We start from the raw sequence: 21,400 nt of genomic DNA, 5'->3' as shown, positions 1-21,400 counted from the left end.
TGGCGTGGCGTTGGAAATCCTCCCAAAAAGAGCAGTCATGCGCCAGACCCTCGACATAGCCCGCGGGCTCCCGCGTCATCGCGGCAAGCCCGGAGATTTCACGGCGGACGCCCGTGTGCTGGTGCTGATCGGCATGGCCTTGGTTGTCGGTAGCTTCGGGGCGGGGGCCGCATGGGTGCTCTTGAAGCTGATTGCCTTGGTGACGAACCTCATCTGGTTCGGCCATGTCAGCACAGAGAGCGTCTCGCTGGCGAACGCCCGGCCAGGGCTGTGGATGGTGCTGGCGCCCGCGCTCGGCGGTCTCGCGATCGGGCTGATGGCGCGTTTCGGCTCCGAGAAGATCCGCGGCCATGGCATTCCCGAAGCCATCGAGGCGATCCTGATCGGCGGCAGCCGGATGCAGCCGAAAGTGGCGATCCTGAAGCCGCTGTCGTCGGCCATTTCGATCGGCAGCGGCGGCCCGTTCGGCGCCGAAGGTCCGATCATCATGACCGGCGGCGCGATCGGCTCGATCTTCGCCCAGTGCTTCCACCTCACGGCTGCCGAGCGCAAGACGCTGCTGGTCGCCGGTGCCGCCGCAGGCATGACGGCGATCTTCGGCACGCCGATTGCGGCGGTGCTGCTTGCGGTCGAACTCCTGTTGTTCGAATGGAAGCCGCGCAGCTTCCTCCCCGTGGTAACGGGCGCGGTCGTTTCGGCAGCGTGGCGTCCCCTGTTGTTTGGGACGGGCCCGCTGTTTCCCTTCGCGGAGCGGCTGGATCTGCCGTGGTGGGGACTTGCGGTCGCGATTGGCGTCGGGATCGTTGCCGGCCTCCAGTCCGGACTGATGACGCGGCTGCTCTACGCGGCCGAGGATCTGTTCGACCATGTGCCGTTGCACTGGATGTGGTGGCCGATGCTGGGCGGCCTCGTGGTCGGGCTCGGCGGTCTCATCGATCCGCGCGCGCTCGGTGTCGGCTACGACGTCATCGCCGATCTCCTCTCGGGCCACATGATGCGCGATGAAGCGATCAGGATATTGCTCGTGAAGTCCGTGATCTGGGTCGTTGCGCTGGCCTCCGGAACGTCGGGCGGCGTGCTGGCGCCGCTCCTTATTCTCGGTGGAACCGCCGGATGGCTGGAGGGGCAGATGCTGCCTGGCGGCGGGTCGTTCTGGGCACTGGTCGGCATGGCCGCGATGATGGGCGGCACGATGCGCTCGCCGCTGACAGGCGTGATGTTTGCGGTCGAACTGACCGGTAATCACGAGATGCTGTTGCCGCTGCTGGCTGCGACCGGCGCGGCGCACGCCGTGACGGTGCTGCTGCTCAAGCGCTCGATCCTCACTGAGAAGATCGCGCGCCGCGGCCAGCACATCACGCGCGAATACACCGTCGACCCGTTCGAACTGTTGCGGGTTGCCGACGTCATGGTGAAGAGCGTCGACACCCTGCCGGTCGACATGCCTGTCGACGCGGCAGTCAAGCTCTTCACGTCGGAGGAGCGGCGCCATAAGTCCTATCCCGTCGTGGCCGCGAATGGCCGTCTTGTCGGAATGGTGACGCGGGCCGACGTGTTGCGCTGGCGCACGGAGGGCGATCACCAGGCCGCGACAGTCGACGACGTCGTCTCGGATACTTCGGCGGTGGTCGCCTATCCCGATGAAGTGCTCGGACGTGTCGCTGATCTCATGGTCTCCTCGGATCTCGGCCGCATCCCGGTCGTCGATCGCGAGGCGCATCGCGTGGTTGGCCTCGTCGCGCGCAAGGACTTGTTGCGCATTCGCGCTGTCGTCAATGCCCAGGAGGAGGATCGCAGCGCCTATTTCCCGCGCGAAAAGGTGCTTGTACCGATGGGCTAGATCGCGGAAGCTTGCGCGTCGAAATTAACAACAGGAATGGAAATGTCCCGCGTACGCTGTATCACCGAGATGGGCATGGGCGTCGACGTTCATGGCAAGGACGCGACCAAAGCGGCCAAGCGCGCGGTGTCGGATGCGATCAGGCACTCGAGCCTCGGATTCTTCCGCATGCTCGGCAAGACCGCCAATGACATGTTCGTCGACGTCACGATTGCGGTGCCAAATCCGGAAGCCGTCGACAAGGGGGCGGTGGCCAAGGAGCTGCCTTACGGCACCGTGACCGTCAATGCAGTCAAGGGCGGCCTCGAAATTCCGGCCGAGCAGGGCAGCGACGCCATCATCATCGCCAATGCGGCCGTGATCGTGAGTCTCGACAAGGAGTAGAGCCCGTGTCCGATTCCGATTTGGCGCTGCTGGACCGGCCGATCTGGAGCGCACTGACGACACGACAGCGGCATCTGGCGCAAGGCGATGCGCGAGCGCTGCGTTATCCCTCCGCGATCGGGCCCTTCGCCGATTTGGTCGACCTGTCGCCAGCAAGCTACGCGGAACTCGGCGAGTTGATGTCGCCATCAGAATATATCGTGCTGTTCACGCATGACGCGGCGGTCGCGCCGGCCGGCTTCAAAGTGCTGCTGGCAGAGACGGGCGAGCAGATGATCGGCACGCCCGTCGAGAGTCCGCTTCACGATGCCGAGATCGTGACGCTCGGCATCGATGACGTTCCGGCGATGGTGGCGTTGGCAGCGATGACCAGGCCCGGTCCGTTCAGCAAACGGACGCACGAGCTCGGAACCTTTCTCGGCATCCGCGTCGGGGGCGACCTGGTCGCAATGGCGGGCGAACGGATGAAGCCCGGCAATTTCACGGAGATGACGGCAATCTGTGTGCATCCCGATCATCGCGGACGTGGCTACGCGCAGGCGCTGCTTGGAGCGATTGCGCGCCAGATCGTGGCGCGCGGCGAAACTCCCTTCCTGCACGTGTTTTCCAACAACGCGTCGGCGATCGCGCTCTACCAGCGGCAGGGAATGAGCATTCGCCGCCGCCTGCATGTCACCGTGCTGCAGAAGGAGGCGTGAGGCCCGGTGGCGCTGCGACCGGGCCCCTTGGCTCAAGTCTTGTAGTCGACGAGCAGCGAACTCGACGCGGAGGAGGACGACGCGTTGCCGCTGGAGCTGTAGGAATTCGACTGGCTGGTCGCATTCTGAAGCAGCGCGATCAGCTCCTTCATCAGGTCAGCGGTGCTCGTGGAGGATGAGCTGGACGAAGAGCTGGAGTCAGTGCTGCTCGTGCTCGATGAGTCGCTGCTCGCATCCGGCGGCGGAGGCGGAGCGCCGGCACCGTTGGAGAACGTGTTGGCGAACACGTTCTTGAGCTCGTCCGCCTGATCGCTGGTCAGCTTGCCGCTCGACACCTCGTTCTGGATGAGGTCGTCGATCTTGGACTGCATCTCGTCGGGCGAGGGCGGCGTCGAGGAGCTGGAGCTGCTCGCGCTGCTCTTCATCGCGGAATCGATATCGTCGAGCGCGGACGAGAGTGCAGACTCGTCGCTCGAGCTGATCGTGCCCGCGGAGACTTCCTTGGTGAGCTCGCTCTTCAGGAGGTCGAGTGGAGAATAGGAACTGGTGGAGGTTGCAGAGATCGAGGTCATTGCCGGTCACCCGTGATCGTGAATGGATTGAGGTACGCCTAACATGGGTGTGAGGCTAAAGGTCGCGCCCTTAACGGGCTCTTGCCAGGCGCTTGCCTGGAAGGTTGCAGAGCTTTTCGTTGTGTTGCTCGCATCCGGATGAACACGCGGCGAAACAAAAAAGTCGGCGCTCGCGTGCACCGGACCGGCTCGAAGGAAGGGCTTTCCTGTCGGGGATTCCTCGTTATATCGATGTCAACCAGTTCAGGGAGACAGCAGCAGATGGACGTCAGGACACCCAAATTTTCCGCCGCACGGACGGCGATGCAGCGCTACGTCGATCAGGAGATCGTCGCCGGCGTGTCCTGGGCGGTGCTGCGCGGACGGGAGGTCGTCGACCAGCAATGCGTGGGGCTGGCCGATCGCGAGGCGAATGTGGCGCTCCGGCCCGATCACATCTTTCGCGCCTTTTCCAACACCAAGATCATCGTTACCTGCGCGATTATGCTGCTGGTCGAGGAGGGCCGTATCGGCCTTGACGATCCGATCGAGAAATTCCTGCCGCAGCTTGGCAATCGTAAGGTACTGAAGCAGGGCGCGACGAGCATCGCCGATGTCGAGCCGGCGCGGGGCCCGATCACGATCCGACAATTGCTCACGCATACCTCAGGCCTCAGCTACGGCATCTTCGATCCCGGCACGGTGCTGTTCAAGGGCTACAACGAGGCGGGTATCCTCAATCCGTTCACGACACTCTCCGACATGATCGATAAGCTTGCCGATCTGCCGCTATCCTATCAGCCGGGCACCGGCTGGGAATATTCGGTTGCCATCGACGTGCTCGGACGCGTCGTGGAGGTTGTCTCCGGCAAGACGCTCGACGTCTTCCTCAAGGCGCGCATTTTCGATCCCCTCGGCATGGTCGACACTGGCTTCTTCGTGCCGGAAGCGGAGCAGGGCAGGCTCGTTGCTCTGTACAACGGTGCGGACGTGCTGGACCCGATGAAGCCCGGTCTGACACGGGCTGACGATCTGCCTTATCCGCAGGCGTACCGCCGGCCGTTCCCGCAGCTGTCGGGCGGGGGCGGCCTGGTGTCGACACTGCAGGATATGCTCGCGCTTGTGCGCAGTCTGGTACCGGGCGGGGATATGCTGCTGAAGCCGGAGACGCTGCGGCAGATGATGACGAACCAGCTTTCCGCCGGCCGAACCATCCGCTTTGCGGGGCTCGGGCCGATTCCGGGCAAGGGGTTTGGCCTTGGTGGCGCAGTGACCTTCGCGCCGGCGCCGTTCGATCCCCCCAACTCCACAGGCGAATTCCAGTGGGGTGGCCTCGCGGGGACGCATTGGTGGATTTGTCCTGGGGCCGATACCGCCGGCGTGCTGATGGCGCAGCGGTACATGGGCTTCTGGAATCCATTCTTCTTCGAATTCAAGCGCCTCGCTTACGAGGCGTTGGGGGCAGGCTGACGCGCTCCGCGAAGATCGCTCAAGCGAACGGCGCAAGCGAAGTGGGAGGCATCGCCTCCCGCTCATTGTTTGCGTCAGTCCTTCCGGGGATCGAACTCACCTTGCCGACCATGGCGACGGCGCCGCTAGCCCGCGCTGTTCAGAGCCGTCGGAACTAGGCCAAAGATAATTAAACCGATTGGTTGACAATTGGCTTCAGTCGATTATGTTAAACCATATGGTTGAACAATTCTCGCATCTGGACGCCATTTTTCATGCCCTCGCGGATCCAACGCGGCGGGCGATGCTTGGTCATCTGGCGGAACGGGAGCTCACGATCGGGGAGCTTGCGACACCGTTCAGCATGAGTTTCGCGGGCGCCTCGAAGCACGTTCGGGTGCTGGAGAATGCAGGCCTCGTCACCCGCACGATCCGCGGCCGTACCCATCTCTGTCGGCTGCAAGCCGCTCGGCTCGCGGAAGCCGATGCCTGGCTGCGACGTTACGAACGCTTCTGGAATGACAGGCTCGACTCGTTGGAGGCGTTGCTGCGCGCTGAAGACGAGGCGAAGGCAAAAAAGAAGTGAGGAGCAGAACGATGGATGCAAAGATAAAGCCCGATGCCTATGGCGAACTGATCGAACCGGCGACGCTGAAGCTTCAGCGCCTGCTACCCGGACCGATCGAGCGTGTCTGGGCGTATCTCACCGACAGCGACCTTCGCCGCAAATGGCTGGCGGCGGGCGTGATGGAGACGAGGGTCGGTGCGTCCTTCGAGTTCGTCTGGCGCAACGATGACCTCAACGATCCCCCGAGCAAGCGCCCGCTCGGCTTTCCCGAAGAGCATCGGATGCAGAGCCGGATCACCGAGTGCGATCCGCCACGAAAGCTTTCGATTGCCTGGAGCAACAGCGGCGACGTGACCTTCGAACTGGAGCCGAAGGGAAAGGGCGTTGTGCTCACCGTGATCCATCGTCGTCTGCCCGACCGCTCGACCATGCTCAAGGTCGGCGCCGGCTGGCACATGCATCTCGACATTCTGGTCGCGCGCATCTCCGGCGAAGAGCCGGCGCCGTTCTGGGATGGCTGGGCTCGGCTCCAGCAGGACTACGACCGGCGGCTGCCGGCCTGACGGTACGCACCAAACAACAAACAGGAGGTCAGCTATGCAAACTCATGTCGTTTCGGCGCAGGAGTGGGAAGCAGCGCGTCAGCAGTTGCTCGTCAAGGAGAAGGCTGCAACCCGAGCCCGTGACGCACTGGCCGCTGAGCGGCGGCGGATGCCGTGGTTCGCGGTGGAGAAGAGCTACGCGTTCGACGGACCCGAGGGCAAAGCGAGCTTGCTCGATTTATTCGAGGGCCGCCATCAACTCATCGTTTACCGCGCCTTTTTCGAGCCGGGCGTATTTGGCTGGCCCGACCACGCTTGCCGGGGCTGCTCCATGGTGGCCGACCAGGTGGCCCATCTCGCTCATCTGAACGCGCGCGACACTACGCTCGTCTTCGTCTCGCGTGCTCCGCAGGCGGACATCGCACGTCTCAAGGCACGGATGGGATGGGAGATACCGTGGTACACGATCACGGATGACTTCGACGCCGACTTCGGCGTGGGCGAGTGGCACGGCACCAACGTGTTTTTCCGCGACGGCAGCCAGATCTTCCGCACCTATTTCATCAATAATCGCGGCGATGAGCAGATGGGAGGTACCTGGAACTACCTCGACATCACACCGCTGGGCCGGCAGGAGGTGTGGGAAGACTCGCCCGAGGGCTATCCCCAGACGCCGACCTACAAGTGGTGGAACTGGCATGACAATTACGAGGCAGGTGCGGCGCCCGACAAGAGATGGGTCGAGGTGTCGGATGCCGGAGAGGCGGCGTTCCGGAAGCAGCAGGCGAGCGCAAAGTCGTGAGCGGGACCGCGGCGATCGGCGCAGCCAATTGGCTACGCCTCGCGGCAGCGCCGACCTTCGCGATCATGGCGCTGCTGACGGCCGTTCTTGGCGGCGGATCAATGGATGCGTTGTGTTCGACTGTGGGAGCGTCGCCGTTCGGTGGAATGGTCCCGATGTACCTGCTGATGAGCGCGTTCCATTTGGCGCCCTGGCTGAAGTTGATCGGCAGCCGTGCCAGGCTGTCCCGCGTGGGTGAAGGCCCGACGTGAAACCGAGTGACCCGGGCGCGGGAGGCCGCGCCCGGGTCGTTCGTGTGGACGCATCAGTGCAGCGTCGTCTCCGATGCCGCGATCCACGCGATCACGGCCTCAGAGAACCCGTTGACGCGCGTCCAGCCGCCGTGGCCGACGCCATGCTGATACGAGGCGATGTTGACCAGCGTTCCGCGCGCCGCAGGGTCCGGCACCCGGTCGTGGCTCTGCTCGTCGGTGAAGACGATCAGGCGGTCGCCCTTGCGATCGATCTCGGACACGGCCTTGCCGAGATAGGTCCCGCCATGGGCCTGCGAGTTGATGATCGCATCCCTGAGCGCAAAGCCGCGGCGCGGAGGGACCTTCACCACCTCATTGCTGAAGGTGAAGATCTCCACCTCGTCGCAGACCTCGCGGGCGAGGATCGCCAGACCGCACGCGGCCTCCGCACGCGTCATTTCCGACTGCGCGGAGAGGGTCGCGAACATCGAGCCCGACACGTCGATCAGGAGTCGCGTGCGGCCAGGCAGCCGCACATGGTCCTTGACCGACTTCAGCATCGCACCTTCGAGCTCGGGCTCGAAATCCGGTGCGTAGCGCGCGGCCGTGATGAAGCGATAGGGTAGGATCCGATCCGTCCGCATCGCCTCGATCGCGCCCGCGATCACCTCGCGCGGCACCTGCGCATTCTGCATCAGTCGCAGGTTGCGCAGGAGCGCCATGCCGCCGAGCTTCTTCTCGGCAATCAGCCGCTCGAAGCTCTCGCGCTTGCTCTTGCCGGCCGAGAGCGAGACCTCCCAGGTGTCGGCGGAGGCGAGCTCGCCATCGACGAGCTGCTTCCACACCTTCTCCTGCGCGGCATCCTTCGGCTTGGCGTGCACCAGAAACAGCACGTCCCTGATCCGTACCGCGCCGTCGCGGTCGTACTTCGCGAGCTGATAGGCGTCGAACTTGGTCAGTGCGCGGGCAAGGCCCTTCTTGACCTGCGCCGAGACCGGCTGACGCTTGCGCTGCTGCTGCGGGCCGAGCGCGTCCGCCCAATAGATCGCGAGCAGCTCCGTCATCTCGTCGGGGCGCTGGATCACCTGCGCGAGCGTATCGGCAACGAGAGTACGATGCTTCTCGCTGCGCGCCATCTCGCGGACCACGAGGAGCGGTGCGTGCCGCAGCTTCATGACCTCGCGCGCCTCGATCGCAAGCTGCGCCACGTGGGCAGGGGCGACCTTGGGGACGAGTGCCTTGATGCGATCGGCGATCGAGACGCCGTCCTCGTAGAACTGGTCCTCCCAGAGAAGGCAGTTCATCAGCGCGCGCTTCAGCTCCATCTCGGGCGTGAAGCGAGTTGCGCGCGCGCCCTCACGCGTGAAGGCGCGAACGATCTTGTTGAGCCTGACCATGACGGCCTCCTCTAGGGTTGATGGTGGAATGGAAACGGGTGCCGGGGAACAAGCGAGGCTGTACTGCCCTTGCAGGCTTGTCGCACGCTCTCCCTCTGAGCTACGGACTTGCGTCCGGGAGGACTTGAACCTCCGTCCTTGCGATCCCGAAGTAACAGCGCTCTTCACCACCGGCGGTGGGGACGAAAGGGACACGATCCGGGAACAGGCGATTGCTGTGACCCGGCCAACTGACGTTGGCCGGAAAGCGCTCTGTCCACTGAGCTACCGGCGCATGGAACACCGGACGGGATTCGAACCCGCGACCTCTCGCGTTGCAGGCGAAGTAACAGAAATCTTCACCACGGATCGTGATGGGGTTGGCGGGGAACGGGCGATGCTGCGAGTCTGAGCTACGGCATTTCAGCCGACGGGATGCGAACCCGCGACCTCCGTTCTGGCAAACCAGCACGGCGCTCTAACCGAAGTAACAGTCATCTTCACCACCGCCAAGCCGATGCATTCGCATCGGCCGTGATGGGTACGCTGGGGAACGCTTGATATCGGCTTTTTGGGATGGTGCGCAGCGTTTTTCCTCACCCGCTCTTCCATCGTGCGAAGTATTCGACATCTTCACCACCAGCGTCGGTTGAGCCGCGAAGACCGCGGCAAACCGGACTACGAAATTCTTGATTGCGGCGCTGTCGACGCGCCGCCGTTTGCGAACCCTTTCGAGGTCCGCTCTGCCATCGGTGTCCGGCTCATCGCCTCGTTCCCTCCGGCAGGCCCCGCGCGCTTGGGCGCGCGCTTCTCCAGCGCGAGCCCCGGGATCCGGGTCTCCCGTTCCGGCGTCATGCCGGGGTATTCGAACGGGCCGCACGGCGGGCAACAAAAAACCCTCCGGAGCGACTGGCTCGGGAGGGTCCGTGAGAAGCGGACTTTCGATCTCGCTCTCAAGCGAGATCGCTCCCATGAGCCGGGCATGCGCTATCGATCGGTCCGAGACCGTTCGACAGTCGTGCAAATCTTTCGTAGCGATGCTTCATCACTCGGTTCATGATCTTTTCGCGAACGGAAGTGTTCGCGAGGGCGCGGGAAATACGCCCGCAACTTGCGGATGTCAAGCGCGCTCGAAGACATGCAGCGGACGGAAGAGGGAATGCCAACCTATCTCGGCCTCGACGGCTTTCGGTTTGGCTGGGTCGCGGCCTGGATAGATGGGCGCGGCGATCATGGGTTCGACTATGCGCCGGGCCTTACGCGCTTGCTCGCGATGCCGCACAAGCGAGCAATGATCGACATGCCGATCGGATTGAAGATGACAGGCTATCGAGCCTGCGATCTTCGCGCCCGCGAATTGGTCGGAGCCGCGGTCTTCCTCGGCGCGCGTCGCGATCTCTGGACGTTTCCGGACATGGCTGCTGCGAACCGGCACTATTGGCAACAGAACGACAAGGGCGTGTCGTGTCAGCTCTGGAACATCAGAGACAAGATGAGGGAGCTCGACGACGTCATGACACCGGAGCGCCAGAAGACGATCGGCGAAGCGCATCCGGAGTTGATCTTCTGGACTCTTGCGGGCCAGCGGAAGCTGGAACGAAAGACGTCGGCGGCCGGGCGCGAACAGCGCATCAGGTTGCTGGAGAAACAGGGCTTTGCCAAGCTCCGGAAATGGCTGATGCAGCGTCACGGCACGGGCATCGGGCGCGACGATCTGATCGATGCCTGCGCCTGCGCGATCGCTGCGCGCGACAGCACCAGATGCCTCGATGGCGAAGATCCAGATCCGCGCGGGTTGCGGATGGAGATCAACTATTGAGCGCGATCAGTTGCCCCGATCGCCTCCGCTCCGGTGCGGCCGGGACTCGCACGGCGCTGCTTGAGATGCTGCCGAAGTTGATCTTCCTGGTGCTCCAGCCTCAAAGCTCTGGCTTCATACTCCTCGGCCATCGCCCGCAGCCGTCGCGCGGCTTCGTTATGGGCAAGGTCGTCCGCGACCCGGCGACAACGCTCGGCATGATCGAGCAAGGCGCGCTTCTCGATATTCATCTCCCGACAACGCGCGCGTGGCTCAATGGTCCCTCGCTCTGGTTTTGGAACAGAGTGCTTATCTTGTGCTCGGAGTGGGAAAGAGTGGCAATCTTTTCGCGGGAGCGGGGAACATGGCGAACGGGCCGACGTTGAGAGATCAAGTTTTTTGCTGAGGGACAAATGCAATGAACGATGTCAGCCAATTGGCGACCGCGATGCTTGCGATCGCCTTTACGGCGATGCTGCTGGTGACGGGGCAATGGTTCATGGAGTATCGGCTGCAACATGACTCGACGATGCCGATCGCAGCGTTGATGACGCTGCCACCATAGTTGCGTTAGACAGGCTCGTGCTGGATTTTATCGTCGTGACCATAACGTGCAGGTCGTAGTAAGCCGGTGATCTTGCGTTGGTCGGCGTCTCGCCTAGATTAGATGCGCTCCAACATACGCATCCAAGGTCCCGATGTCCGATCTCTCAGCCTTCCCCATCACCAAGCGCTGGCCCGCGAAGAATCCCGAACTTCTTCAACTCTACTCCCTGCCGACGCCGAACGGCGTCAAGGTCTCGATCATGCTGGAGGAGATCGGGCTGCCTTACGAGGTCCATCTCGTCGACTTCGGCAAGGACGACCAGAAGACAGTGGAATTCCTCTCGCTCAATCCGAACGGCAAGATTCCGGCGATCCTCGATCCCAACGGGCCCGGTGGCAGGCCGCTGCCGCTGTTCGAATCCGGCGCGATCCTGCAATACCTTGCGGAGAAAACCAGCAAGCTTCTGCCGCAGGACGCGGCGCGCCGCTACCAGACCATCCAGTGGGTGCACTTCCAGATGGGCGGCATCGGGCCGATGTTCGGCCAGGTCGGCTTCTTCCACAAATTCGCCGGCAAGGATTTTGAAGACAAGCGGCCGCTCGAGCGCTACGTGAGCGAGTCCAAGCGTCTGCTTGGCGTCATGGAAACGCATCTCGCCGGCCGGCAATGGTTCATGGATGACGACTACACCATCGCCGACATTTCCATGCTCGGCTGGGTGCGCAATCTCATCGGCTTCTACGGCGCCGGCGATCTCGTCGCGTTCGGCCAGTTCAAGTCGGTCGCGGCCTGGCTCGAACGCGGGCTGGCGCGGCCTGCCGTGCAGCGCGGGCTCAACATTCCGAAGCGGCCGTAAGATCAACTCAGGGCCTTGTAGGTCATGTAGAGCGCCGTCAGCCCGACGAATCCGATGATGGTTTGGCGCAGCACCGATTTGCTGACGTTGTTGGCCATGCGTGCACCGAGATCGGTGCCGACCCAGAGGCCGGCAACGATACCAATGATGGCCGGCCAACCGACCATCAGCCCCTTGCTCCAATAGATCCAGGCCGCGGGAATGTTGGTCGGGATGACCGAGAAGATGAGGCTGATGAGCTGCGCTTGATGCTGCGGTACGCGGAGACCGGCAGCGAGACCGACCGTTATCGCGAGCCCGCCGCCGATGCCCATGAAGCCGGAGGAAAAGCCGGCAAGCACGCCGATCAGGAGCAGGGGGAGCCAGGATCGTTGGTCCTGATCACGGGCGTCGCTGCTGCTGTCCTTGCGGTCGCGACGCAGGATCAGGAGAGCGATCAGCGCGACGAGATAGACGACATAGGTCGATTGCAGGACCGTGTCGGGGACGGCGGCCGCCGCATAGCCGCCGCCCGCGCCGCCGACGAGAAATCCGATGCCGATCCAGAAGATCCATTGCAGCGGGCTGCGGTTGCCGCTCTGCCAGTAGCGGCGCACACCGGCGAGTCCTGTCGGCGGGACCTGTGCAATCAACGCGGTGCCCTGGGCGATGTGTTGCTCCGCGCCGAGCAGCAGCATGCAGAAGATGACGAGGCCGCCGCCCGGACTCGTGCCCATGAAGCCGGATGTCAGTCCGCCGACAAGACCGACGCCGATGCCTGCTAGGAGGTCGTGAAGCGTCGACATCGCTCACGTCCTGGTTCGTCGCTTGAAGTCCGGCTTGGTCGTGCGAAAACTCTCGATCACGCCGGTGACGGCCGCCATGCAGGCTTTGAGGTCGAACTCCTCGCCCCAGCTTTTTTGCAGCACGAAGCCCTGGAAGATTGCGATCAGCACGCGTGCGATCGCATCCGCCTCGAGATCGCGCTTGACGAGGCCATCGTGCTGGGCGCACTCGACCAGCGCGACGATCAGCGCGCGCGGCATGTCGATGCCCTCGACGACGCTGGTGCGGACTCGGCGGTTGCGCAGCGCCTCGGCCCAGCCGTGGATTCCGACGCGCCGGCGCGCCTCGCCCATGGGATCGGTGAGCCATTGCGCGTAGACGCGGACCAGCGCCTGCAATCGCTCCAGCGGATCGGCCGACCCTTGTGCGACGGAATTGAGCATGGCCTCGCGGCGATGCCGGTCGTCGGCCAGTGCCTCGATGAGATCGTCCTTGCTCTGGAAGTAGAGATAGACGGCGCCGTGGCTGAGCCCGGACCGTTTGACGATGTCGGCCATGCCGGTCTGGTGGAAGCCGTTTTCGGAGAAGCAGGCGAGAGCGGCCTCGAGAATCTGCTGGCGGCGGCTCTCGCGCTGTCTTTCGCTGATCTTCGGCATGGCGGCTCGCCTCGCTAAATAACTGACCAGATGATCGTTTTGTTTGCGTTTTTCTTTTTTTATGAGGAGAAGTCGTTATAATAAAAAACGATCAGTCAGTCAGTTTATCGCTGACGAACGGTCGCGTCAAGTGACCGGCCGGCCATCGCTGGGATGCCAGAGTCGAGCGACGGTACATGGCTGATGGACTGAGGTGGCTAGAACAGCCGGCCGCCGTTCGGCACGGGTTTGCTAGGCTGCATCAGCACGACCTTGCCCCCGGCGTCGGGGAAGCCGAGCGTCAACACCTCGGAAACAACCGGCCCGATCTGGCGCGGGGGGAAATTGACGACGGCTGCGACCTGCTGTCCCACCAGCGTTTCCAGCGGATGGTTTTCGGTGATCTGCGCCGAGCTCTTGCGCACGCCGATCACGGGGCCGAAGTCGATCCACAACCGCCAGGCCGGCTTGCGCGCTTCGGGGAACGGCTTTGCGTCGATGATGGTGCCGACGCGGATGTCGACCTTCAGAAACGTGTCGAAGTCGATCGTCGGCGCCGCGGCGGCAGCGGAATCGTGATTGACATGCATGGTGAAATCCGTGTGGCGAACTTGGTTGGCGAATATTGTGGGGCGCGCGGTAGTTTCGTACAACGCCGATCATCGTCACGCGACCCATGCATGAGGAGCGGCCTTGCCCACCACGATTTATGGCATCAAGAACTGCGACACCATGAAGAAGGCGCGCGCCTGGCTGGATTCCAAGGGTGTGGCCTATGACTTCCACGACTACACGGCCGCGGGCGTCGAGAAGGAGAAGCTCAAGGCGTGGAGCGACAAGGTCGGCTGGGAGACGCTGCTCAACCGTGCCGGCACCACCTTCAAGAAGCTGCCCGAGGCCGACAAGGACGGCCTCAACGAGAAGAAGGCGCTCGCGTTGATGCTGGCGCAGCCCTCGATGATCAAGCGGCCAGTGCTTGAGATGGGCGGCGGCAAGCTCCTGGTCGGATTCAAGCCGGATATCTATGCCAAGGAAGTCGGCGCCAAGAAACGCTAAAGCAGAGGCTGGTTCGGCTCGATGATCTCGGGGGGCGCGCCAAGTGCGGGCTGGTCGGCGAATTCGATAACGTCTGCGGCTGCGATGCGATGAAAGAGATCGCGTCGATCACCGGCGTCGTGTCATTTCCGCGCATCAGCTTCATGATCTCGAAGCGACGGCTTGACGATCGATGCTTTGCGCGCGAGGTCATCGGGCAGGTGCGACATCAATGCCTTCGACTAAGGGAGCATCCATCCCGTAGTCGGCAATGTGACCGGCTCAGCTTTCCGCCTTGCCTAACCCCCGTCACCTCCGGCATATTCCGCCGCCGGAGGCGGCGTTCCGGGAAGGCTCCAAGGCCTTCGGAGCCGATAGCAATAAGCAAAGCCACGCGCGGCCAGCGCGTCGCGCGGGCAGGGGGAAATTTGTTTGGCCGATGAGTTCATTCTCGAAACGGAAGGGCTGACCAAGGAGTTCGCGGGATTCTTCGCCGTCCGCGATGTCGCCCTCAAGGTCCGCCGTGGGAGCATTCACGCCTTGATCGGTCCGAACGGGGCCGGGAAGACGACGTGCTTCAATCTCCTGACCAAGTTCCTCAGGCCCTCTGCCGGAAAAATCCTCTACAAAGGGCAGGACATCACCGCGATGGCGCCGGCCGACGTCGCGCGCATGGGATTGGTACGCTCGTTCCAGATATCGGCGGTATTTCCGCATCTCACCGCGCTGGAGAACGTCCGGGTCGCGTTGCAGCGTCAGCATGGCAGCTCGTTCGACTTCTGGCGCTCCAAGTCGGTGCTCAACCGCTTCAACGATCGCGCGCGCGAGCTGTTGAACGATGTCGGCCTCAGCGAGTTTGCGAACACGCCTGCGGTCGAGATGCCCTATGGGCGCAAGCGCGCACTCGAGATCGCAACGACGCTCGCGCTCGACCCCGAGATGATGCTGCTGGACGAGCCGATGGCCGGTATGGGCCACGAGGACATCGACAAGATCGCGGCGCTGATCAAGCGCATCTCCGCGAAATACACCATCCTGATGGTCGAGCATAATTTGAGCGTCGTGGCCAACCTTTCCGACATCATTACGGTGTTGACGCGCGGGCAGGTCCTTGCGCAGGGCCATTATAGCGAGCTCACCAAGGACGAGCGGGTCAAGGAAGCCTATCTGGGAGCCGGTCATGCCTGACACTGCGATCGCCGAGGCACCGGCAAAGGCCGCAACGACCGGCGGTAACATCCTCCAGGTTCGCAATCTAGAGGCGTGGTATGGCGAGTCCCACATCCTGCACGGGATCAATTTCGACGTGAACGCGGGTGAGGTCGTGACGCTGCTTGGGCGCAACGGCGCCGGCAAGACGACCACGCTGAAGTCGATCATGGGGGTCATCGCCAAGCGCACCGGCTCGGTGCGGTTCAACAATCAGGAGATCATCCGCGTAACCTCGGACAAGATCGCGCGCATGGGGATTGCCTTCTGCCCAGAGGAGCGCGGCATCTTCGCAAGCCTCGACGTGCGGGAAAACCTGATGCTGCCGCCGGTGGTGCGGGCAGGCGGTCTTCCGCTCGATCAGATTTTCGAGCTGTTTCCGAATCTGAAGGAACGCCTCTCGAGCCAGGGCACCAAGCTCTCCGGCGGCGAGCAGCAGATGCTGGCGATTGCGCGCATCCTGCGCACCGGCGCGAGCTTCCTGATGCTGGACGAGCCAACGGAAGGCCTCGCGCCGGTCATCATCCAGCAGATCGGCCACACCATTGCGCGGCTGAAGAAGGAGGGTTTTACCATCCTGCTCGTCGAGCAGAACTTCCGCTTCGCCTCGACCGTCGCCGACCGCTATTATGTCGTCGAGCACGGCAAGATCATTGACGGATTCTCCAATGCGGAGCTTGCCGCCAATATGGACAAGCTCCACGCCTATCTCGGCGTCTAGAACTGCCAACGAGAAACTTCAAAAAGGAAAGTGCATGAAGACAAGGTCGATTGCGTCATTTCTGCTCGGCACCGCGCTGTCACTCACCGCAGTGGGCGCGGCTTGCGCACAGGACAAGACCGTCAAGATCGGCGCGCTGTCCGATCAGTCCGGTCTCTACGCCGATCTCGGCGGCCCCGGCTCGACGCTGGCGGCGCAGATGGCGGTCGAGGATTCCGGCCTAACCGCCAAGGGCTGGAAGATCGACATCATCTCCGGCGACCATCAGAACAAGCCGGACATCGGTACCGCCATCGCGCGGCAATGGTTCGACGTCGACAAGGTCGACGTCATCGTCGACGTGCCGAATTCCGGCGTGGCGCTTGCCGTCAACAACGTCATCAAGGAGAAGAACGGCGTCTACATCAATTCGGGCGCCGCGACTTCCGATCTCACCAACGCGCAGTGCTCGCCCAATACCGTGCACTGGACCTACGACACCTACATGCTTGCCCACACCACGGGCCAAGCGCTGGTGAAGGCCGGCGGCGACACCTGGTTCTTCCTGACCGCCGACTACGCCTTCGGTGCGGCGCTCGAGCGCGACACGACGGCGGTGGTACTGGCCAATGGTGGCAAGGTCGTCGGTGGCGTCAAGCATCCGCTCAACACGCCGGACTTCTCCTCCTTCCTGCTCCAGGCGCAGTCGTCCAAGGCCAAGGTCATCGGCCTTGCCAATGCGGGCGGCGATACCACCAACTCGATCAAGCAGGCGGCCGAGTTCGGCATCACCAAGGGCGGCCAGAAGCTCGCGGCGCTGCTTCTGTTCCTCACCGACGTCAAGGCGATCGGGCTCGAGACCGCCCAGGGCCTCAACTTCACCGAGACCTTCTACTGGGACATGAACGACCAGACCCGCGCCTTCTCGAAGCGCTTCGCCGCGAAGATGAAGAATGGCGCACCGCCGACCATGGTGCAGGCCGGCGTCTATTCGGGCCTGCGTCATTACTTCAAGGCGCTGGAAGCGCTCGGCGGCAATCCGCACGACGGCGTCAAGGTCGTCGAGAAGATGAAGTCGATGCCGACCGAGGACGACCTGTTCGGCAAGGGCGAGATCCAGCCGAACGGCCGCACCATCCACAACGCCTATCTGTTCGAGGTGAAGAAGCCCTCCGAATCCAAGGCGCCGTGGGACTTCTACAAGCTGGTCGGTACGGTGCCGGGCGATCAGGCCTTCACACCGTTGTCCGAAAGCAAGTGCGCGCTGTTGAAGAAGTAAGCGGTAATAACGGTTCGCCGGCCGACGCCGGCGAACCACGTGAGGAACGCTGAAGGGACTGGGTGCGGGATCGATGCAGGCTCTCTATGCACAGCTACTGGTGGGACTGATCAACGGCTCGTTCTACGCGCTGCTCAGTCTCGGGCTTGCCGTGATCTTCGGCATGCTGAACATCATCAATTTCGCCCATGGCGCGCTCTACATGATGGGCGCGTTCGTCGCATATTTTCTGCTCAACAACGATTACCTCAGTATCGGCTACTGGCCGGCGTTGATCATCGCGCCGATCGTGGTCGGCATCTTCGGCATGATCCTGGAGCGGACCATGCTGCAATGGCTGACCGGGCTCGATCACCTCTATGGCCTGTTGTTGACGTTCGGTATGGCCCTGATCATCCAGGGCGTGTTCCAGAACTATTTCGGCTCGTCCGGTCTGCCCTATGCCATTCCCGACCAGCTCAAGGGCGGCATGAATCTCGGATTCATGTTCTTGCCCGTCTACCGCGGCTGGGTGGTCGTCTTCTCGCTGGTGGTGTGCCTCGCGACCTGGTTCCTGATCGAGAAGACCCAGCTCGGCGCGTACTTGCGTGCCGCGACCGAAAACCCGACGCTGGTGCGCGCCTTCGGCATCAACGTGCCGCGCATGATCACGCTGACTTACGGTCTCGGCGTCGGTCTTGCCGCACTCGCCGGCGTGCTCTCCGCGCCGATCAACCAGGTGCGGCCGCTAATGGGTGCCGACCTCATCATCGTGGTGTTCGCGGTGGTGGTGATCGGCGGCATGGGGTCGATCATGGGCTCGATCATCACCGGCTTCGCGCTCGGGGTGATCGAAGGCCTGACCAAGTATTTTTACCCCGAGGCCTCCAACACCGTCGTGTTCGTGCTGATGGTGCTGGTGCTGCTCGTGAAACCGACGGGACTGACGGGAAGGGCGGCCTGATATGACAGCCTTGACGGACGATACCCTGCCGATGACGGCGCGCGCGATGCGCGACGAGATGATCGTGTTCGTATTCATGGCGCTGGCCCTGGCTGCCGTGCCGTTCACCGGCATCTATCCGTTCTTCGTGATGCAGGCGCTGTGCTTCGCGCTGCTCGCCTGCGCCTTCAACCTGCTGATCGGCTATGGCGGTCTCTTGTCGTTCGGCCACGCGATGTTTCTCGGCACCGCCGGCTACTGCAGCGCGCATGCGCTGAAGGTGTGGGCCCTGCCGCCAGAGCTCGGCATACTCGCCGGCGTTGCCGCGGCCTTCGTGCTCTCGATCGTAACCGGCTACATCTCGATCCGCCGGCAGGGCATCTACTTCTCGATGATCACGCTGGCGCTGTCGCAGCTCCTCTATTTCATTTATCTGCAGGCGCCGTTTACGCATGGCGAAGACGGCATTCAGGGCATTCCGCAGGGCCATCTGTTCGGGATCTTCGATCTCTCCAAGCCAACTGTGCTCTATTACGTCGTGCTGGTCGGCTTCCTTGCCGGCTTCCTGCTGATCTACCGCATCATCAACTCGCCATTCGGCGAGGTCTTGAAATCAATCCGCGAGAATGAGCAGCGCGCGATCTCGCTCGGCTACCGCACCGATCAGTACAAGCTGCTGGCCTTCATTCTCTCGGGCACGCTGGCGGGCTTTGCGGGCTCACTGAAGGTGTTCGTGGCGCAGAACGCCTCGCTCACGGACGTGCACTGGTCGATGTCGGGTGAAGTCGTGCTGATGACGCTGGTCGGCGGTCTCGGGACCATTTTCGGGCCCGTGGTGGGCGCCTTCGTGATCATCGCCATGCAACAGTACCTGGCGAGCTACGGCCAGTGGGTGACGGTGATTCAAGGCGCGATCTTCGTGATCTGCGTGCTCACCTTCCGCCGCGGCGTCGTCGGCGAAATCGCGCATTACTTCCGGAGATCGCTTTAAGCGGTTGACTTAACGGTCATTTCCAAATGGGCAGCTCGATTACATCACGAGCTTCAACCCGACGATGCCGCCGACGATCAGCCCAATGCTGGCGAGGCGCAGTGCCGTGGCCGGCTCGCCGAACAGGATGATCCCCAGCGCGGCGGTACCGACCGCGCCGATCCCGGTCCAGACCGCATAAGCGGTTCCAATCGGCAGCCACTTCAGTGCCAATCCGAGCAGGATGACGCTGCCAGCCATGGCGGCGAGCGTGAGCACGGATGGAACGAGCCGCGAGAAACCATCGGTGTATTTGAGGCCGATCGCCCAGCCGACCTCCAAAAGACCGGCGACAAACAGGATAGTCCAGGCCATGACGCCCCTCCGTTCAAGGCAGGGTCGTCCCCGCGACCGATGTGCTGATTAGAGGAAGGTCGTCCTTCCCACGGGGATATGGGGCTGGCCTTGGCGCCCCGCAATCACCAAATGATCCTTGATTAGCCCCGTTTTCCCTGCCAAACGCTCCCGCCATGTCCGACATCGCCATCACAGCCGAATCGCCGGCCCGTTCCCCGCTTGCTGCCGAAGTGGCGCGGCGGCGTACCTTTGCGATCATCTCCCACCCGGACGCCGGCAAGACCACGCTGACCGAAAAGCTGCTGCTGTTCGGCGGCGCCATCAATCTTGCAGGCCAGGTCAAGGCCAAGGGCGAGCGGCGTAACACGCGCTCGGACTGGATGAAGATCGAGCGCGAGCGCGGCATCTCCGTCGTTACCTCGGTGATGACCTTCGAGTTCGAGGGCCTGGTGTTCAACCTCCTGGACACGCCCGGCCATGAGGACTTTTCGGAAGATACCTATCGCACGCTGACGGCGGTCGACTCCGCCGTAATGGTGATCGACGCTGCAAAAGGCATAGAGGCGCGCACGCGAAAACTGTTCGAGGTCTGTCGCCTGCGCGACATCCCGATCATCACCTTCATCAACAAGATGGACCGCGAGAGCCGCGACGTTTTCGAGCTCCTGGACGAGATCGAAAAGACGCTGGCGCTCGATACCACGCCGATGACCTGGCCGGTCGGTCGCGGCCGCGACTTCCTCGGCACCTATGACGTCGTCAATGGCGGCGTGCGTCTGCTCGAAGGTGGTGGCGCCAAGACTGGTGCCGCCCAGCAGATCGAGATCGCCGAGCTGGCCAAGCTCAATGCCAATCTCGACGCCGCTGCCGTCAAGGACGAGCTCGAGCTTGTCACCGAGGCGTCCAAGCCATTCGATCTGGGGGCGTTTCGCGAGGGCCATCTGACACCGGTTTATTTCGGCAGCGCGCTGCGCAATTTCGGCGTCGGCGACCTCCTGGAAGGCCTTGGCAAATTCGCGCCCGAGCCGCGCGCGCAGGAGAGCGACCAGCGCAAGGTCGAAGCAACCGACCCACGCATGAGCGCCTTCGTGTTCAAGATCCAGGCGAACATGGATCCGAACCATCGCGACCGCATTGCCTTCGCGCGGCTGTGCTCGGGCAAGCTCAGCCGCGGCATGAAGGCCAAGCTCGTGCGCACCGGCAAGAGCATGCCGCTGTCGAGCCCGCAATTCTTCTTCGCGCAGGACCGCTCGGTCGCCGATGAAGCCTTCGCCGGTGACGTCGTCGGCATTCCCAATCACGGCACCTTGCGCATTGGTGACACGCTGACGGAAGGCGAGGATTTCACCTTCGTTGGCGTGCCGAGTTTTGCTCCGGAAATCGTCCGCCGCGTGCGGCTTACCGACGCGATGAAGGCGAAGAAGCTTAAGGAAGCGCTGCAGCAGATGTCCGAAGAGGGCGTGGTGCAGGTGTTCCGCCCGCGCGACGGCGCGCCAGCGCTGGTGGGCGTCGTCGGCGCGCTGCAGCTCGACGTGCTGAAGGCGCGGCTCGAGGCGGAATATTCGTTGCCGGTCGAGTTCGAGGTGAGCGAGTTCCAGCTTGCGCGCTGGGTCTCCTCGGATGACCGCAAGAAACTCGACACGTTTGTCGCCGCGAACACCTCCAGCATTGCCGACGACGTCGACGGCGACCCCGTGTATCTGGCCAAGAATGAGTTCTATCTCGGCTATACCAGGGAGCGCGCCGAGGGGATCGAATTCGCCAACGTCAAGGACGTGAAGAAGAAGGGGTAGGGCGGAGCCCTCTCTCTGCTGGAGCTTCAGCAAGGGCGGCAGGCCGCGCAACGACCACGAACTGAACGCGCGCATGTGAACGCCGGTGGGC

25 protein-coding genes are annotated in these 21,400 nt (G+C 62.9%); 19 read left to right on the top strand and 6 right to left on the bottom strand.

What is annotated here, in order from left to right; genetic code table 11:
* Nucleotides 1–37: 37 nt before the first annotated feature.
* The 3 genes from SO156_RS03230 to SO156_RS03220 are packed head-to-tail and all read left to right on the top strand — an operon-like array spanning nt 38 to nt 2,922.
* Nucleotides 38–1,840, top strand: a complete 1,803-nt coding sequence (locus SO156_RS03230; RefSeq protein ID WP_498533794.1) for a chloride channel protein — start codon at nt 38–40, stop codon at nt 1,838–1,840.
* A gap of 42 nt (nt 1,841–1,882) precedes the next feature.
* Nucleotides 1,883–2,224, top strand: coding sequence for a Lin0512 family protein (locus SO156_RS03225; protein WP_458145084.1), 342 nt, complete (start codon nt 1,883–1,885; stop codon nt 2,222–2,224).
* Nucleotides 2,225–2,229: 5 nt separating this feature from the next.
* Nucleotides 2,230–2,922 carry a GNAT family N-acetyltransferase gene (locus SO156_RS03220; protein WP_498533793.1) on the top strand — a complete coding sequence of 231 codons (693 nt, stop codon included), beginning with the start codon at nt 2,230–2,232 and terminating at the stop codon, nt 2,920–2,922.
* Nucleotides 2,923–2,954: 32 nt separating this feature from the next.
* On the opposite strand, the gene SO156_RS03215 is transcribed toward SO156_RS03220, so the two are convergent.
* Complete coding sequence (locus SO156_RS03215) at nt 2,955–3,494, bottom strand: hypothetical protein (RefSeq protein WP_498533792.1); 540 nt, start codon at nt 3,492–3,494, stop codon at nt 2,955–2,957.
* 261 nt (nt 3,495–3,755) lie between these two features.
* Here SO156_RS03215 and SO156_RS03210 point away from each other — a divergent pair, with 261 nt between their 5' ends.
* The 5 genes from SO156_RS03210 to SO156_RS03190 all read left to right on the top strand — a co-directional run bounded on the left by SO156_RS03210 (nt 3,756) and on the right by SO156_RS03190 (nt 7,085).
* Nucleotides 3,756–4,943 (top strand): serine hydrolase domain-containing protein, encoded by a 1,188-nt coding sequence (locus SO156_RS03210; protein WP_498533791.1) that lies wholly within the window; start codon nt 3,756–3,758, stop codon nt 4,941–4,943.
* 217 nt (nt 4,944–5,160) lie between these two features.
* A complete protein-coding gene (locus tag SO156_RS03205; protein WP_498533840.1) occupies nt 5,161–5,508 on the top strand; it encodes an ArsR/SmtB family transcription factor in 348 nt (115 codons plus the stop codon).
* A gap of 11 nt (nt 5,509–5,519) precedes the next feature.
* Complete coding sequence (locus tag SO156_RS03200) at nt 5,520–6,053, top strand: SRPBCC family protein (RefSeq protein ID WP_498533790.1); 534 nt, start codon at nt 5,520–5,522, stop codon at nt 6,051–6,053.
* 34 nt (nt 6,054–6,087) lie between these two features.
* Nucleotides 6,088–6,834: a DUF899 domain-containing protein gene (locus SO156_RS03195; protein WP_498533789.1), complete on the top strand. Its 747-nt coding sequence runs from the start codon at nt 6,088–6,090 to the stop codon at nt 6,832–6,834.
* Complete coding sequence (locus tag SO156_RS03190) at nt 6,768–7,085, top strand: hypothetical protein (protein ID WP_498533788.1); 318 nt, start codon at nt 6,768–6,770, stop codon at nt 7,083–7,085. Before SO156_RS03195 ends, SO156_RS03190 begins: the two co-directional genes overlap by 67 nt.
* 53 nt (nt 7,086–7,138) lie before the next feature.
* Here SO156_RS03190 and SO156_RS03185 read toward each other — a convergent pair whose 3' ends face one another.
* On the bottom strand, nt 7,139–8,464 hold the full coding sequence (locus tag SO156_RS03185) for a TROVE domain-containing protein (RefSeq protein ID WP_498533787.1): 1,326 nt from the start codon (nt 8,462–8,464) through the stop codon (nt 7,139–7,141).
* A 1,138-nt stretch (nt 8,465–9,602) separates the two neighbouring features.
* On the opposite strand from SO156_RS03185, the gene SO156_RS03180 reads away from it, so the two are divergent.
* From SO156_RS03180 to SO156_RS03165, 4 genes are all read left to right on the top strand, one after another.
* The gene (locus SO156_RS03180) at nt 9,603–10,262 is read left to right on the top strand and encodes a DUF429 domain-containing protein (protein ID WP_498533786.1); all 660 of its coding nucleotides are present in this window, start codon (nt 9,603–9,605) and stop codon (nt 10,260–10,262) included.
* Nucleotides 10,259–10,627, top strand: a complete 369-nt coding sequence (locus tag SO156_RS03175; RefSeq protein WP_498533785.1) for a hypothetical protein — start codon at nt 10,259–10,261, stop codon at nt 10,625–10,627. Before SO156_RS03180 ends, SO156_RS03175 begins: the two co-directional genes overlap by 4 nt.
* Before the next feature lie 32 nt (nt 10,628–10,659).
* Nucleotides 10,660–10,806, top strand: coding sequence for a hypothetical protein (locus SO156_RS03170; protein WP_498533784.1), 147 nt, complete (start codon nt 10,660–10,662; stop codon nt 10,804–10,806).
* Nucleotides 10,807–10,939: 133 nt separating this feature from the next.
* The gene (locus SO156_RS03165) at nt 10,940–11,644 is read left to right on the top strand and encodes a glutathione S-transferase family protein (protein WP_458145096.1); all 705 of its coding nucleotides are present in this window, start codon (nt 10,940–10,942) and stop codon (nt 11,642–11,644) included.
* A 2-nt stretch (nt 11,645–11,646) separates the two neighbouring features.
* Here SO156_RS03165 and SO156_RS03160 read toward each other — a convergent pair whose 3' ends face one another.
* The 3 genes from SO156_RS03160 to SO156_RS03150 all read right to left on the bottom strand — a co-directional run bounded on the left by SO156_RS03160 (nt 11,647) and on the right by SO156_RS03150 (nt 13,634).
* Entirely contained in the window at nt 11,647–12,429 is a 783-nt protein-coding gene (locus SO156_RS03160; RefSeq protein ID WP_498533783.1) for a sulfite exporter TauE/SafE family protein, read from the bottom strand.
* 3 nt (nt 12,430–12,432) lie between these two features.
* The gene (locus tag SO156_RS03155) at nt 12,433–13,065 is read right to left on the bottom strand and encodes a TetR/AcrR family transcriptional regulator (protein WP_498533782.1); all 633 of its coding nucleotides are present in this window, start codon (nt 13,063–13,065) and stop codon (nt 12,433–12,435) included.
* 197 nt (nt 13,066–13,262) lie between these two features.
* Entirely contained in the window at nt 13,263–13,634 is a 372-nt protein-coding gene (locus tag SO156_RS03150; protein ID WP_458145099.1) for a tRNA-binding protein, read from the bottom strand.
* 103 nt (nt 13,635–13,737) lie between these two features.
* On the opposite strand from SO156_RS03150, the gene SO156_RS03145 reads away from it, so the two are divergent.
* The 6 genes from SO156_RS03145 (at nt 13,738) to SO156_RS03120 (ending at nt 19,180) form a co-directional block, all read left to right on the top strand.
* Nucleotides 13,738–14,100 (top strand): ArsC family reductase, encoded by a 363-nt coding sequence (locus SO156_RS03145; RefSeq protein WP_498533781.1) that lies wholly within the window; start codon nt 13,738–13,740, stop codon nt 14,098–14,100.
* Nucleotides 14,101–14,511: 411 nt separating this feature from the next.
* Nucleotides 14,512–15,267, top strand: coding sequence for an ABC transporter ATP-binding protein (locus SO156_RS03140; protein WP_183239622.1), 756 nt, complete (start codon nt 14,512–14,514; stop codon nt 15,265–15,267).
* Entirely contained in the window at nt 15,260–16,009 is a 750-nt protein-coding gene (locus SO156_RS03135) for an ABC transporter ATP-binding protein (protein WP_458145101.1), read from the top strand. Before SO156_RS03140 ends, SO156_RS03135 begins: the two co-directional genes overlap by 8 nt.
* Before the next feature lie 34 nt (nt 16,010–16,043).
* Complete coding sequence (locus SO156_RS03130; RefSeq protein WP_498533780.1) at nt 16,044–17,267, top strand: ABC transporter substrate-binding protein; 1,224 nt, start codon at nt 16,044–16,046, stop codon at nt 17,265–17,267.
* A 73-nt stretch (nt 17,268–17,340) separates the two neighbouring features.
* The gene (locus SO156_RS03125) at nt 17,341–18,210 is read left to right on the top strand and encodes a branched-chain amino acid ABC transporter permease (RefSeq protein WP_254094789.1); all 870 of its coding nucleotides are present in this window, start codon (nt 17,341–17,343) and stop codon (nt 18,208–18,210) included.
* A 1-nt stretch (nt 18,211) separates the two neighbouring features.
* A complete protein-coding gene (locus tag SO156_RS03120; RefSeq protein ID WP_458145103.1) occupies nt 18,212–19,180 on the top strand; it encodes a branched-chain amino acid ABC transporter permease in 969 nt (322 codons plus the stop codon).
* A 39-nt stretch (nt 19,181–19,219) separates the two neighbouring features.
* Here the strand turns inward: SO156_RS03120 and sugE are convergent, their stop codons facing one another.
* Nucleotides 19,220–19,534, bottom strand: coding sequence for a quaternary ammonium compound efflux SMR transporter SugE (sugE, locus tag SO156_RS03115; RefSeq protein ID WP_498533779.1), 315 nt, complete (start codon nt 19,532–19,534; stop codon nt 19,220–19,222).
* A 155-nt stretch (nt 19,535–19,689) separates the two neighbouring features.
* Here sugE and SO156_RS03110 point away from each other — a divergent pair, with 155 nt between their 5' ends.
* Complete coding sequence (locus SO156_RS03110) at nt 19,690–21,309, top strand: peptide chain release factor 3 (protein WP_498533778.1); 1,620 nt, start codon at nt 19,690–19,692, stop codon at nt 21,307–21,309.
* The last annotated feature ends 91 nt before the right edge of the window (nt 21,310–21,400 follow it).

Source organism: Bradyrhizobium sp. UFLA05-125 (assembly GCF_059803515.1).
Note: the sequence above shows the minus strand (reverse complement) of the source record. Positions and strands in the feature narration are given on the sequence as shown.